This is a genomic window from Parvibium lacunae (genome assembly GCF_003335215.1).
Classification (GTDB): domain Bacteria; phylum Pseudomonadota; class Gammaproteobacteria; order Burkholderiales; family Burkholderiaceae_D; genus Parvibium; species Parvibium lacunae.
This window is the reverse complement of sequence record NZ_QPGB01000002.1, coordinates 190,297-204,465: the sequence shown is the minus strand read 5'-3', so window position 1 is coordinate 204,465 and position 14,169 is coordinate 190,297. Positions and strand designations below refer to the sequence as shown.

At 52.7% G+C, this 14,169-nt stretch carries 11 protein-coding genes; 7 read left to right on the top strand and 4 right to left on the bottom strand.

From position 1 onward, the window contains the following. Positions 1 to 18 precede the first annotated feature (18 nt). From DU000_RS05025 to DU000_RS05010, 4 genes are all read right to left on the bottom strand, one after another. Positions 19 to 1,221, bottom strand: a complete 1,203-nt coding sequence (locus tag DU000_RS05025) for an FAD-dependent oxidoreductase (protein ID WP_114402274.1) — start codon at positions 1,219 to 1,221, stop codon at positions 19 to 21. Next, a complete protein-coding gene (locus DU000_RS05020; protein WP_158529639.1) occupies positions 1,211 to 2,989 on the bottom strand; it encodes a flavin monoamine oxidase family protein in 1,779 nt (592 codons plus the stop codon). Before DU000_RS05020 ends, DU000_RS05025 begins: the two co-directional genes overlap by 11 nt. 258 nt (positions 2,990 to 3,247) lie before the next feature. Next, on the bottom strand, positions 3,248 to 3,775 hold the full coding sequence (locus DU000_RS05015; RefSeq protein WP_114402272.1) for a GNAT family N-acetyltransferase: 528 nt from the start codon (positions 3,773 to 3,775) through the stop codon (positions 3,248 to 3,250). Positions 3,776 to 3,778: 3 nt separating this feature from the next. Next, positions 3,779 to 4,525 (bottom strand): PP2C family protein-serine/threonine phosphatase, encoded by a 747-nt coding sequence (locus tag DU000_RS05010; RefSeq protein WP_114402271.1) that lies wholly within the window; start codon positions 4,523 to 4,525, stop codon positions 3,779 to 3,781. A 210-nt stretch (positions 4,526 to 4,735) separates the two neighbouring features. On the opposite strand from DU000_RS05010, the gene DU000_RS05005 reads away from it, so the two are divergent. From DU000_RS05005 to DU000_RS04975, 7 genes are all read left to right on the top strand, one after another. Further along, entirely contained in the window at positions 4,736 to 4,933 is a 198-nt protein-coding gene (locus tag DU000_RS05005) for a YdcH family protein (RefSeq protein ID WP_240001810.1), read from the top strand. Between the two features lie 38 nt (positions 4,934 to 4,971). Next, on the top strand, positions 4,972 to 5,820 hold the full coding sequence (locus DU000_RS05000) for a secretin N-terminal domain-containing protein (protein WP_158529638.1): 849 nt from the start codon (positions 4,972 to 4,974) through the stop codon (positions 5,818 to 5,820). Positions 5,821 to 5,928: 108 nt separating this feature from the next. Next, entirely contained in the window at positions 5,929 to 7,878 is a 1,950-nt protein-coding gene (locus DU000_RS04995) for a DNA repair helicase YoaA (RefSeq protein ID WP_240001809.1), read from the top strand. 156 nt (positions 7,879 to 8,034) lie between these two features. Continuing rightward, positions 8,035 to 10,824 carry a type I restriction endonuclease subunit R gene (locus DU000_RS04990; protein WP_114402269.1) on the top strand — a complete coding sequence of 930 codons (2,790 nt, stop codon included), beginning with the start codon at positions 8,035 to 8,037 and terminating at the stop codon, positions 10,822 to 10,824. Then, positions 10,821 to 12,323: a restriction endonuclease subunit S gene (locus DU000_RS04985; protein WP_114402268.1), complete on the top strand. Its 1,503-nt coding sequence runs from the start codon at positions 10,821 to 10,823 to the stop codon at positions 12,321 to 12,323. Before DU000_RS04990 ends, DU000_RS04985 begins: the two co-directional genes overlap by 4 nt. Further along, positions 12,320 to 13,063 carry a HipA family kinase gene (locus tag DU000_RS04980; RefSeq protein ID WP_114402267.1) on the top strand — a complete coding sequence of 248 codons (744 nt, stop codon included), beginning with the start codon at positions 12,320 to 12,322 and terminating at the stop codon, positions 13,061 to 13,063. Before DU000_RS04985 ends, DU000_RS04980 begins: the two co-directional genes overlap by 4 nt. Further along, positions 13,060 to 13,884 (top strand): DUF3037 domain-containing protein, encoded by an 825-nt coding sequence (locus tag DU000_RS04975; protein ID WP_158529637.1) that lies wholly within the window; start codon positions 13,060 to 13,062, stop codon positions 13,882 to 13,884. Before DU000_RS04980 ends, DU000_RS04975 begins: the two co-directional genes overlap by 4 nt. Positions 13,885 to 14,169 lie beyond the last annotated feature (285 nt).

Below are 14,169 nucleotides of genomic sequence, written 5' to 3'. Positions count from 1 at the left end.
ACTGATTTCCTTAATCCTTCACGACTGGATAATGCCAGGTCGATTGATACTGAATTCACTGATGTCATAGGCAGATTTTCCAGTGGTTGCCAGCTCCACCAAAATACGCCCAAACAGCGGTGTGTATTTGAACGCCCGGCCCGACTCACCCGTCAATACGGCAACATTGGAATAGTTGGGGAGCGTATCCAGCACCAGCTGGGCATCGGGTGTCATGGTATACAAACAGGTTATCGGATTTTGTGGCGCAGTACTGATCCCCGTAAAGCGTTGGCCAACAAAATTTGACATCGCACGCAAAATTACAGGGTCTGGCTGATACGTACATTGGCTAGGATCATCATAAATATCATTGGTGAAATCAGCACTGACTTTAATCATGTCTGGATATTCCAATGGGGGGAAACCATAAAATAACTGCTGTTGATTATCAACCGTTGGTCCAAATTCGTACCACATGGGCCAGGGCAGGCTGGTATCAACGCCAAAAAACACCACCGTCATTTGCCAAATTTTCAGGTTTAACTGAATATCAAACGCACTAAAGAGACGATTAGACCAAGCCCCAGGGGCCATAATCAGGCTTTTCGCCAAAAACAACCCCTGCGGTGAACTTATGACATACGGCCCACCGGGCGGGGCGCTAACGATGGTGGCTGGGCAGTTAGTCAATAATGCTGCACCTGCATTGGCCGCCAAATCACAAAATGTTTGTAGCGAGTTCTTGACCACAATCATGCAACTGCTGGGTTGCGATAGGCCAAAATAGTCCGCGGGCAAGGACTGAAAGACGGGGTAGTTTTGATACAAGGCGGTTGTGTCATAGCGCGTGTAGGGCACCCCCAAACTTGACATGACTTGAGCGCATTGCTCCAGATTACCCTCGACGCTGGCTGCAGGTAAGCCGTAGAACAATAAACCATCCCGTTCGAGTAAGGTCACGCCACTGTATTCTTGAATCTCATGCCACATACCGAGCGCGCTTTCTGCAAGGCGTGCCATGGTGGCATCGGAATACATAATCCGAAACATACGTGACTCACCGTCCGAACTGGCATAGTTATTGCCGATGGTGTATTGCTCAAACAGCACCGTTTTATAACCCGCACTGGCGGCATAGTAGGCAGCCGAGGTTCCCGTCGTCCCTCCCCCAATAATGGCAATATCGACTTCGTAGGCGCTCTCTATGGCTTGTTGGGGATGAATTGGATTAGTAGACATATTGCATTTCCTTGTAACGATAGGTAGGGTTGGCCTCGTAGTTACCGGGTTCGACTGGGGTTGGGCTCAAGAGCGGATAGTCAGCAGGGACGCCCGTCAGCCGTGGCAAGCCAAAGAACTCTTCCAGAATAGACTCTGCTGTGCAGTAAGCGCCTTCAACCCAACCTTGCGCATTGGAGTAGGCTTCACCGCAAATGAAGATATTCCGATCACGCATTGGCCAGCGAACATTCTGCATAACTTCCCACGCTTTGTAGTGGGCGGCCCAGGCATGAAAACCGGCACCGTATGGGTCCTGCGACCAATCTTGATAATGCGCAGCGAGGAGCGTAGTCGGCGTTGGATTCGGGTTATCCGGGGAGACAAAGACTTGTTGTAACATGCCCTGCGCCATGCGCGTCATGGTGCCAGTGGCATCAGCCCCGCCTTCTGCACCGGTCTGGTTCCAGTTCGGGGGGCTCGTGAACACCGTATCCCGTTCTAATACCCCCCAGAAACTGGTGGCTTGCATGTCGGCGTAGGAGGCCAGTAACAACACCCGTTGATCGTTAGGGTCTCCACCTCGCTCTGCTTCAGTGCCGAAATCGTAGGTCATCCGCAGTGGCTGATCCGTAATGGTGGGGCCAGCCTTGAATAATTCGGGGTTCCACCAGCGTGATGAGTAGGCTAAAAATAGCTTGTAGGCGGGCTGCGGAATCACGGCTTGTATGTTGTATTGAACCGTTTCATTCAAAAAGAAATCACAGTCTTGATCAATCAGTTCGAGGCTATGCCGTGGCATTGCCAAAAACAATACCTGCGTGGTGAGCGTGCCGCGTTGACTAGGATCGTCGGTGTTTTCAACCAAGACGGTGGTCGTTCCGCTGCTTGTATCGGTATCAAAACGGACCACCCGACATTTGCCATAAATCGGCACATTCAGTTGGTTGACTAATTGAGCCGCCATCGCGGCGGGCAGGGTGTGAAAGCCGGTCGGAATCCGCAGAAAATTAGTCGGCTGTGAAAAATCGGTCAGCATGTACGGCATCGCTTCAGCGGCATTCCAGTTGATGGTGTTTGAGTTATAACCGCCACCATCCCAGACATAATCGTAACCTTCATTGCTCAGCACACGGTAGAGAATATTCCAAAAGCCAATGTCGTAAAGATTTAAGTTTTGGTAGACCGCATCGCTGAACGTGACATTTTGTTTAACCCATTGCCAGTTTGCATCACTCCAGTTTTGTTGATAGTCACAAATCTGGCTAATCGCGTAGTTAAACAGTTGGTTGGGGGTTTGTTTTTGCTCAGGTGGGGTCAGACCATAAGGCGGAATATCGGTGCCATTGCTGATCGCTGCTTCATCCATGCGTTTGCCACGCAACAGGAATTGGCTGTTATCGGTCATGGGAAAGGGTTCAGTTGCCATGTTCATCATGTTAATGACTTGCATGAGCACTTGGTGGCTGGTGGTAAACCGCATGCCGCCGAGTTCTGCTGGCACATGGGTCATGCCATCCAAAATATAGCTATCTATGCGGCCACCAACACGGTCACTCCACTCCAAAATGGCAATCCGTAATTGGTTGTCAGCGCGGGCTGCGGCCAGTTTTTGCAGTTTGGGGCTTTGTTGCCAGCTTTGCGCGAGGCGCCAGGCGGTATACAGACCAGACATGCCAGCACCAACAATAACAACATCGTAATCAGTGGCTGCAGCATTCTTGAAATCTAGCTTTACGCTTAGGTCAATCGCTAAACCGGGCGCTTTTTCGATACGAGGGCTCATCATGTTCATCACCATAGGTCTTAACCTTCCCGACAGGAAGGGATCAATTCCTTGGTGACGCAAAGCCGCTCGCACAAGCATACCTAGCTTTGCACCCAAATCACCACCGATTTTGTCAGCCGTCTTTAATAAGCGGTGACGTTATAAATATGTCTAATGAGTATTACCTGATGGGCAGAAATTAGCAAGTTGCTTTGCGAGGATCAATCGCAAAAATAAAATGATTCTGAGACCGCCTATTGCTGAATGCGACACTTCTGGTCATTTCCGTTGCTCACAGGGGTCTGTTGGCGTGGCTAGTAGTCGTTGATAAAGCACGACATCTAACCAGCGCCCAAATTTGTAGCCTACCTGTTGCAAGCTACCCGCGTGGACAAACCCGTGTTTGAGATGTAAAGCGATGCTGGCTTGGTTGGCCGCATCAATAACCCCAATCAGAGTATGGTATTGCTGTCTTTCGGCGGTGGCGATCAAGCGCTCCATGAGCAAACTGGCTAAACCCTGAGTGCGAAAGCTGTGATGAATATAAATAGAGTGCTCAACCGTATATTGGTATGCAGGAAAGGCCCGAAAGGTCCCATATGTTGCAAAGCCTGCTAATTGACCATTGGGCGCAATCAACCCTAACACTGGAAAATCCTGGGCTTTTTTTAAGGCGAACCATTCCGCCATCTGCGCCATTGTGCGAGGCTGATAATCGTAGAGCGCCGTGCTCGTTAAAATCGCCTCATTCAGAATGGACAGGATCGCTTCACCCTGTTCCTCATAGGTGCAGCTAACCCATTCCATCGGCTAGCGCGGGTCGAGTTTGATAATGACCATAGAGGCGTTGTCTCCATGGCCCTTGGCGCGCGCACGGGCATTTTCAGTGATGATTTCAGCAGCCTTGCGAGGCTCATAGGCTTGTAAAGTATGGCCCAGTTCCCGCTCATTGAAGTGTGCCCAGATACCATCAGTACACAACAGAAAACGGTCATTTTGACTTGGGTAATCTAAGCCCCCAAAACTGATTTCCGGGTCTTTTTGCCCACCCAGGGCGCTGGTAAGAACGCCTGCTAGGCGGTGTCGCCGGGCTTCTTCTGGATTGAGCTTGCCCTCACGCACCATCGTTTCGGCAAAAGTATGATCAATGGTACGCGAAGCTAAATCCGGCCCTTGAAAATGGTAAAGGCGACTATCGCCGATATGCGCCCAGTCGATCCGGTCCGCCCGCAGCAGAAGTAAAACCATGGTGCTATGCGGTTCTTTCTCGCTCGACATGGCCGTGAGTTTGATCACCGTATGGGCCTCATAGGCGATGTTGCGCAACAAGGTTTCCGCTTCCATGGCTCGTGGCGTGTATTCTGTAAAGAGATTTTTCGCCGTTTCAAGCACCTGCTGCGCCGCTAAAGCGCCGCCGGTCTTTCCTCCCATGCCATCAGCCAAGATGGCCAGCATACAACCCGCTACCTGTTCGCTACGGAAAATCGCAACGCGATCCTGTTGTTCGGCGCGATCACCGATGTGCTGGGCAGTGCAGGCATTGACTCGAAATTTCATAATAGAGGCTTGTCCGGTTGGCAATACCCCCGTATTATGCGGGCATTCTGCGCTCGGCAACAACCCGGTTAGTGGACTGCTTACCTAGGCTACTTGAATCCGGGGTTAGCGCCCGGGCTGCGCGACAAAAAACCAACATTTCAGTGGCCGTTCGCGGCCTGCAAAAGCCGCCTGTGTAGAAACATCGGGACGACAGGTAAAGGGGTCGGTGTGGATATTGAATTAATTAAAAAACGGATAGTCGAGCTTAAAGTCGAACACCAAGATTTAGACACGGCGATTGATCGACTCTCAGAAACGCCTGGGCATGACGAATTGCAATTACGGCGGCTTAAAAAACATCGTTTGCAACTGCGTGATGAAATCAGTTATTGGGAAATACAGTTAGAGCCCGATATTTTGGCGTAAGCATCTCAGATGGGTGACGTTGATAGAAAGAGATGAGGATGAAACGCTTGTCTGTGCGGCATTGGTATTACTGCGGCTGGATACTGCTGTTGTGGGGGGCGACCGTATTTGCGCAAAGCATGGAAATGTTGCGAGCCCGGCATCGCCCTGCGCAAGAGCTGGTAGAGGTCTTGCGTCCCCTGCTCGGGCCGGGCGAAAGCATCAGCGCCTATCAATATCAAATTATCTTACGGGCCAGCCCCGCCACGGTGACCAATGTCCGCCGCATTCTGGAACAAATCGACCAGCCCGCCAAACAGTATGTGGTGCAGTGGCAAATTACCGGCCAAGAACAAGCTAATCGTGATGCTTTAAATGGGGCGGTGGTTTTGAATTCCGATGGACGCACCGTAGGTGGGCAAGCGGGTGGGACCGTACTCAGTACCCAAAATAATCGCCGCGATAATTTCAGCCAGCAAGTGCGGGTCATGGAAGGCGGCAGTGCTTGGATTACGCTCAATCAGCAGGTGCCGTTGCAAGTCCGGCAAACCACGATCACTCCCTACGGCGTGGTGAGCAGCACCGGTAGCCAGTATGTGAGTTTCAATAGTGGTTTAGCGGTCAGTCCACGCCAAATCGGTAACAGCCAGCAGGTGCAACTGGCTTTATCCCCACAGCGTAGCCAAGTGAATAACGCACCGAACTATGGCCTCAATCAAGGCTATCCGAATGCGGGAGCGCAAGTTACCCAACTCAGCACCACGATCACGGTCAACCTCGGCGAATGGGTTGAAATCGGCAGTATGGACGAGCAGGCTGATAGCAGTAGGCGCGGCATTTTATCGAGCAATGAGGCGCGGCGCCAGCGCGGCCAACGTTTACTCGTCAAAGTCGATTTAGTCCCCTGAACATTGCCCGAGTGGTCGATAAGGTTGATAACTTTTCTGGCCGAATGTCTTAAAGCGTGGGGGTAGGGCGGTATCATTCATCTCTACTTTCCTTCCTTTCGCTGCACCGTGTCCACCGTTCACACCTTCCTCAACGAACTCGCTACTTGCTTTGCGGCGGATGGCCCGCTCGGCCAAGCCTTTCCGCATTACCGAGTACGGCAACAGCAAATTGATATGGCGCAGGCGATTGGCCGCGCGCTGCTCAAGCGCAGCAGCTTGTTGGTAGAGGCGGGCACGGGTACGGGCAAAACCTTTGCGTATTTGCTGCCCGCCATGCTGCGTGGAGGCAAGGTCATTGTTTCTACCGGTACCAAAAACCTGCAAAGCCAGCTGTTTCAGCGCGATATTCCGCAACTGCGTGCCGCGCTCAATGTGCCGATTACCGTGGCTTTGCTCAAGGGGCGGGCTAACTACGTGTGCAATTACCACTTAGCCCAGACAAAGACGGAAGGGTTGCTCGAGTCGCGTGAGCAGGTCGCCCAACTGCGGCGGGTGGAACAGTTTGCCCAAGTGACGCAAACGGGGGATAAAGCCGATTGTGTCGATGTGCCGGAAGAGTCCGGCATTTGGGCCCATGTTACCTCGACCCGTGAAAATTGTCTGGGCCAAGATTGTCCGCATGTGAAAGAGTGTTTTCTCATGAACGCCCGCAAACAGGCCCAAGAGGCGGACTTGGTGGTGGTGAATCACCACCTCTTCTTTGCCGATGTGATGTTGCGCGATGAAGGCGTAGCCGAATTACTACCCACTTCAAATACCGTGATTTTTGACGAAGCGCACCAGCTCCCAGATACCGCCACGCTCTTCTTTGGGCAAATGATCTCCACCCGGCAACTCTTGGAATGGAACCGCGATACCCTCGCCGAAGGGCTGAGTGAAGCCCGTGAAATAGACTGGCCCACGGCCTTGCGGCCGCTTGAAACGGCGACTCGCGACTTACGGTTGGCGTTTGGGCAAGGCTCGCAAAAGCTGGCGTGGAATCAAATCGGTAAAACCCATGGCATGTGGGATGCGCTGGCCAAAGTAAGACGTGAACTAGAAACCTTATTGCCCACATTGGAAGACCAAGCCGTGCGCAGCGAAGGGTTGGCGCGCTGCCAGGCCCGAGCAGAAGTACTGCTTGCTGAACTCAAGGCCTGGGAAAAACAGGATGACCCTGAGACCATCCGCTGGATTGATGTGAGCCACAGCAATGTGCAGCTGCACCGCACGCCACTCTCTGTCGCCGACCTATTTACGAAACAACGAGAAGACACGCCGCGTAGCTGGATTTTCACCTCCGCTACCCTTGGCGTGGGCGATGACTTTTCACATTACCAAAAACTGCTGGGGTTAGAAGAAGCCGAATGCGCACGTTGGGATAGCCCCTTTGATTATGCCCAACAAGGCTTGCTCTACGTGCCGCAAAACATGCCGGAGCCGCAGCATCCTGATTATCTCGAAGCCGTGTTACAAGCGGCCTTACCTGCGCTGCAAGCGAGTCAGGGCCATGCCTTTGTGCTGTGTACGACTTTGCGTGCGGTCGATCAGCTCGCCAGCCGTTTACAGGAAGAATTAAGTAAGCTCAAACTCGATTACCCCTTGCTGGTCCAAGGTAGCGAATCGCGCAATGTCTTGCTCGAACGTTTTCGCCAAACACCGCATGCGATTTTGGTGGGGAGCCACAGCTTTTGGGACGGCGTCGATGTGCCGGGCGATGCCCTCTCGCTGGTGATTATTGATAAGCTGCCCTTCGCCCCGCCGGATGATCCGGTGCTTGCCGCACGCCTGCGCAAGCTTGAAGCCGAAGGCGGGAATGCCTTTATGGATTTTCAGTTACCCGCCGCTATCATGGCGCTCAAGCAGGGCGCGGGCCGCCTGATTCGTACCGAAACGGATCGTGGCGTGCTAATGATTTGCGACCCCCGTTTAATCAGTAAAGGGTATGGCAAAAAAATCTGGCGCAGCTTGCCCGAGTTTGCGCGGACGCGGGAAGAAAGCGTCGTCACGCAGTTTTGGCGCAATGGCGCAGCTTAAACTAAGCCAAACGGGCCGAATGCAACACTTTTAGCCCGGATTTGTCTCCTATGTGTTTGGAAAGCCGCAAAACCAGCCAATCTACTTCAACCATCCCGCAGGCCGTTTTATGATGGCGATATTCTGTGCAATCACGGTATTCCATATCCACTCACTATGACCCCAGAAATCAAAGCCCGCGAACGTATCGACCAAAAGCTCCAGCAAGCGGGCTGGATCATCCAAGACATGGCCGCACTTAATCTCGGTGCCGGTGTTGGCGTGATTGTGCGTGAATACCCCACCGATACCGGCCCAGCGGATTATGTGATGTTTGTAAACCGGCAGGCCGTGGGCGTGATTGAAGCCAAACGCGATAGCGCCGCTGAAAACATCACCGCCGTAGAGCAACAAACCGAACGCTACGCCAGCGCCACCCTTAAATGGCGCACCGAGCAAACTCCTTTGCGTTTCTTGTTTGAAGCCACCGGGCAAATTATTCGCTTTACCGATAACGCCGATCCTGCGCCCCGTTCGCGTGAAATTTTTCATTTCTTTCCACCGCAAACCTTAGCGGAGTGGCTGGCTCAACCTAACACCCTGCGGCGGCGTTTGGCCGAAGCCATGCCCGCATTGCCCGAACGTAATCTGCGTGATTGCCAGATCAGCGCCGTCACCGGTTTAGAACAATCGCTCGCGCTCAACAAACCCCGTGCGCTTATTCACATGGCCACCGGCGCGGGTAAAACCTTTACTGCCATTACCTCGGTTTATCGTTTGCTCAAATTCGGCGGCGCTAAGCGCATTTTGTTTTTGGTGGATACGCGCAACCTCGGCAAGCAAGCGCATCAAGAATTCATGGCCTACACCCCGCCGGATGATGGCCGCAAATTTACCGAGCTGTACAACGTTCAGCGGCTCGCCAGCCCACATATTGATCCGCATGCGCAAGTCTGCATCAGCACCATTCAGCGCATGTACTCCATTCTCAGTGGCGAACAAATTGACGATTCCGCCGAAGACATTTCGCTCAACGAAATCGAGCAAACCACCAAGCAAGCCAAACACGTGCGCTACAACCCCGCCGTGGCGGTAGATACCTTTGATTTAATTATTATTGATGAATGCCACCGCAGTATTTACAACCTGTGGAAGCAAGTGCTCGACTATTTCGATGCCTTCCTCATTGGCCTTACCGCCACGCCCGATAACCGTACCTTTGGCTTCTTTAACGAAAACATCGTCGCCGAGTACACCTACGAACAATCCGTGGCCGATGGCGTTAACGTCGGCTACGACGTGTTTGAGATCGAAACCACCATTACCCAACAAGGCAGCGAGCTCAAAGCCAAAGAATGGGTAGACCACCGCGACCGCGCCACCCGTAAAAAGCGCTGGGCCGAAACCGAAGCAGACACCATTTATACCGGTAAAGAACTCGACCGTTCAGTGGTCAATCCCAGCCAGATTCGCCAAGTCATTCAGGCCATGAAAAACGCCGTGGAAACGCAAATTTTCCCCGCCCGCAAAGAAACGCCTAAAACCCTCATCTTCGCCAAAACCGATAGCCATGCCGATGACATCATCAACATGGTGCGCGAGGTCTATGGGCAGGGGAATGCCTTCTGCAAAAAAGTCACCTACCGCGCCGAAGAAGATGCCGACAGCATCCTCAGCAGCTTCCGCAACGACTACTACCCACGCATTGCCGTCACGGTGGATATGATCGCCACGGGGACGGATGTAAAACCCCTCGAAGTCCTGCTCTTCATGCGCGATGTGCGCAGCAAAGGCTACTACGAACAAATGAAAGGCCGGGGCGTGCGTAGCCTCGATGGCGAAAGCCTCAAGCGTGTGAGTAATAGTGCCGAGGGGGCTAAAACCCGCTTTGTGTTGATTGATGCCGTCGGCGTAGAAAAAAGCCTCAAAACCGAAAGCCGCCCACTCGAAAAGAAACCCGGCGTTGCCCTTAAAGACCTGCTGCAAGGCGTGGCCCTCGGGCATCGGGATGACGACACCGTGCTCTCGCTCGCCAACCGCCTCGTGCGCCTCGCCAAACAACTCGATGACAAAGCCCAAGCCCGCATTGAAAAAGCCAGTGGCGGTATCCCGATTGCCGAGCTCGGTAAAAGCCTGATTGTCGCGCTCAACCCCGATGCCATTGTGCAAACCGCGCTCAACACCGCGCACGCCCAAGGCATCACACGCAGCGAAGAAACGCTGCTACCCGAAGAAATTGAAGCCGCCCGCGCCACCCGTGTCGCCGCCGCCTGCGCGCCCTTTGATAAACCAGAATTGCGCGAGGTGATCGACACCGCCCGCCGCGAACGCGATCAACTCATCGACCACATCAACCTCGACCAAGTCACCTTCGCCGGTTTCAGCCAGCAAGCCGAAACCCAGGCCCACAGCGTGATTCAAACCTTTACCGAATACCTCAAACAGCACAAAGACGAAATTGCCGCGCTCAGTTTCTTTTACCAACAACCCTACCAGCGCCGCCAACTCACCTATGACATGATCGAAGAATTGCACGAACACCTTGCCAAACCGCCGCTCATGCTCACCACCGAACGGCTGTGGAGCGCCTATGCGCGGGTGCAAGCGGCGCAGGTAAAAGGTGCAGACCGCAAACGCCAACTGACCGATCTGGTCAGCCTCGTGCGCTTTGCCTTGGGGTTAGAGGGTGCACAAGGCGAACTCAAACCCTTTGCCGATGAAGTGGATAAACGCTTTCAAGCCTGGATCTTCCGCCACAATGCCCAGCGCGGTAGCGCCTTCACCCCCGAACAAACGGACTGGCTACGCTTGATGAAAGACCACATCGCCAGCAGTTGCAGCATCAGCCGGGACGATTTTGATTATGCCGAACTGGCCGACAAAGGCGGGCTACAAAAAGCCTGGGGCGTGTTTGGTCAAGAACTGGATGGACTCATGGATGAACTGAATGTGGAGTTGGTGGCGTGAGCGGATTGCCAAATAACTGGACCAAGACGGCGCTAGCCAATTTGGCGATGATCGAAATGGGGCAGTCTCCCGACTCACGTTCGTACAATGCCGAAGGGAAAGGACTCCCATTTTTTCAGGGTAAGGCAGAATTTCAAGCTGTTTTCCCTGAAATACGAAAGTGGTGCTCGGAGCCAACAAAGATTGTTGAGCGTGGTGACATTTTGCTTTCGATCCGTGCTCCGGTTGGACCTACAAATATCGCGCCTGAAAAAAGTTGTATTGGCCGTGGTTTAGCTGGTGTCCATGGAGAGACTGGCGTTAATCAGTCATACCTATACTACTTTTTTAAGAGCATTGAGCCTTGGCTATCAGAGCAAGGTACAGGTTCAACATTTGCGGCAATAAGTGGGCAGTTTGTTCGGGATATTTCTTGTCCAGTAGCTCCTGCTGCCGAACAAACCCGCATCGTTGCCAAGCTCGAAGAACTCCTCTCCGACCTGGATGCTGGCGTGGCCGAACTCAAGGCCGCGCAAAAGAAGCTGGTGCAATACCGCCAATCGCTGCTCAAAGCAGCGGTTGAAGGCGCACTCACCGCAGAATGGCGCAAGCAACACCCCGCTACCGAAAGCGGCGCGCAATTGCTCGCACGAATCCTGCAAGAACGCCGCGCCCGCTGGGAAGCCAAGCAACTCGCCAAATTTGCCGAACAAGGCAAAACGCCCCCCAAAGACTGGCAAAAAAAATACCCCGAACCCGTGCAACCGGACACCACCGATTTACCGGAACTGCCAGAGGGGTGGGTGTGGGCGAGTGTGGAGCAATTGTCAGAGTCAGTACGAAATGGATTGTCGAAAACGCCCAATACCGAGCAGCGTGGCTTTCCCATCTTCAAAATTAATGCGGTACGACCAATGTCTGTAAATTTTGAAGCCATCAAACATATTGAGATTGATGAGAATGAGGCTGCTGACTATTGGGTTGAAGTCGGTGATGTCTTGGCAACGCGGTACAACGGTAGTGTCGATTTGTTGGGTGTTTTTGGCATGATTAAAAATGTGCCTGAGCGCACGCTGCACCCAGATAAACTTATTCGTATGAAACCTATTTTAGGAGTGGGTTTGGGGGCTTGGATGGAAGTCTGCGGCAACGTCAGTTGTTCGCGCAAGCATTTAGTGTCGCGAGTAAAAACTACGGCGGGCCAAACCGGAATTTCAGGTGAAGACTTGAAAAAAACTCCAATTCCTCTTGCTTCGGTCTCTGAGCAAGGGGTGATACTTTCTTTATTAGAAGAGCGGTTAGGCGCTATTAAAGAGCTAGAACAGCAAACAGAACTTGTCCTCAAACAATCCACCGCCCAACGCCAAAATATTCTGCGTGCGGCGTTTGCCGGCCAACTGGTGCCGCAAGACCCCAGCGACGAACCGGCCAGTGTGTTGCTAGAACGGATTTGCGCTGGGCGGGCGCAACGTGCTGCCACCCCTAATCCGCGTAAACGTCAGCCCAAGGAGCTGGTATGACTGAACAAACCATTGTTGAAATTCTCGGGCGGAGTGAGCAGGGGATGACACGGCCCTTTATTTGTCGGGCGGCAGATGGGGCGGTGTATTTTGTGAAAGGGGCGGGAGCGGGCAAACGTAGTTTGTGGTGTGAATGGCTGGCGGGGCAGTTGGCCCAGCGTGTTGGGTTGCCGATAGCACCGTTTTGTTTGCTGGCGGTGCCGGATGAGCTGTTGGCCTTGGGGCGTGTGGGAGAGCATGATTTAAGTGACTTGGGGCCGGGGTTGGTATTTGGCTCGCGACGTTCTGAGGTGGTGGAGCTGAATGCGAGCATTGCGGAAAAAATCCCGCCTGATTTACAAGCAGCGGTGGCGGTCTTTGATTGGTGGGTGCGCAATATGGATCGTAGTTTGAGCCGGCAGGGGGGCAACCCGAATTTGTTTTGGGAAAGTGACAAAGCGAGTTTGCTGGTGATTGACCATAATTTGGCCTTTGCGGACGATTTTGAGGTACAACATTTTTTAGAGACGCATGTGTTTGCGGCGGCGTTAAAAAATCTGGCGAGTGATTTTTTGGTGCGGGCCGAGATGGCGCAGCGTCTGCAAGAGGCCTTAACCGCTTGGCCGCAAATAGTGGCAAGTGTGCCGCCGCTGTGGCACTATTTGGACGCTGAAATGACAAATCCCTATGAATTTGACCTGCAACGGGTCTACACTGATTTAGCACGTGTTGATCAAGATGATTTTTGGAGTTTGATGTGAGCAGCCCTTTTGCCTGCCGCTACGCGATCTTGCAATTTTTACCCTATGTGGAAACGGGAGAGTTTGCCAACATTGGGGTGGTGCTGTTTAACCATGAGCAAGGCAGCTTGCATTTTCAGTTGCTTAAAAACTGGAAGCGGGTAACCGATTTTTTTGATTTGGATACTAAAGCGCCTCTTAACGCTTGCCTGAAACTGGTCACTGAGGATTTGGAGCGTGTCAGCCGCTTATTGGCAACCCTGCGTGGCCAGGGTAAGCCTGAGCCAATGCGGTCGGGGTTGTTTGATGAGCTGATTCGCCGCCGGGAAACCATGTTTCGTTTTTCACCGGTGCGGGCGCTGTTGACAGCGGATGCCAATGAAGCGGTCAAACAGTTGTATGCGCAATATGTGGAACATCGCTTCGCGACGAAAGAAAACCAGGAGGTCCTGCTTGAACGTGAGTTGAAGCTGCTTTTCCAACAGAATAAGTTGGCAGAGCGCTATCGCTCTCGTGCGGTGGGCGATGCGTTGTTTGAATATGAGTTCCCTTTTGTGGCAGAACAGGGCCAGCGCATTCGCATTATTAAGCCTTTGCACTTAACGCATCAAAAACTGACTAAGGCAGTCGATCATGGGGTGCAGTGGGCCGGACGCATTCGTGAGCTACGTCGTCGTGCATTGCTGAACGGCGAGGTGCTATTTACTTTGCAGACTGGGGCCGATTTGCCGCATCAGCAAGTAGCGCAAGAGGTTACCGAGATTTTGCAAGAAGTAGAGGCAAGCGTATTGCCGCACCATGCGAGCGAGCGTATTTTGACCTTTGCACGTCAGGGGTTTTAATTCAATTCGCAGCTAATTTCGCTGCCTTTCCTAATCTAAGAGTACTTCTTCGCTTGATATGAGGTTTGGATTTGAAGCCATACTTCATGCGTTAGCGTGTCAGCGCCCTGAGCTCATGGTATGCGCCGCTACTTCCAAGTCACGTCTACGTAAAAGGAGCGGAGATGCGGATACTTGGTTTACTTGACGGGTATTTGACTGGCGGTTTCTTTGAGTTGTTGATAGTGCATAAAAATCAAGGGCTTAGCAGATTATTTTTACTTGACGGATACTTAACTCGATAAC

Excerpts from the sequence above, each read along its gene's own strand:
- DU000_RS04990 (WP_114402269.1), top strand. The coding sequence starts at position 8,035 with ATGACCCCAGAAATCAAAGCCCGCGAACGTATCGACCAAAAGCTCCAG.
- DU000_RS05015 (WP_114402272.1), bottom strand. The coding sequence starts at position 3,775 with ATGGAATGGGTTAGCTGCACCTATGAGGAACAGGGTGAAGCGATCCTG.
- DU000_RS05025 (WP_114402274.1), bottom strand. The coding sequence starts at position 1,221 with ATGTCTACTAATCCAATTCATCCCCAACAAGCCATAGAGAGCGCCTAC.
- DU000_RS05000 (WP_158529638.1), top strand. The coding sequence starts at position 4,972 with ATGAAACGCTTGTCTGTGCGGCATTGGTATTACTGCGGCTGGATACTG.
- DU000_RS05010 (WP_114402271.1), bottom strand. The coding sequence starts at position 4,525 with ATGAAATTTCGAGTCAATGCCTGCACTGCCCAGCACATCGGTGATCGC.
- DU000_RS04980 (WP_114402267.1), top strand. The coding sequence starts at position 12,320 with ATGACTGAACAAACCATTGTTGAAATTCTCGGGCGGAGTGAGCAGGGG.
- DU000_RS05020 (WP_158529639.1), bottom strand. The coding sequence starts at position 2,989 with ATGATGAGCCCTCGTATCGAAAAAGCGCCCGGTTTAGCGATTGACCTA.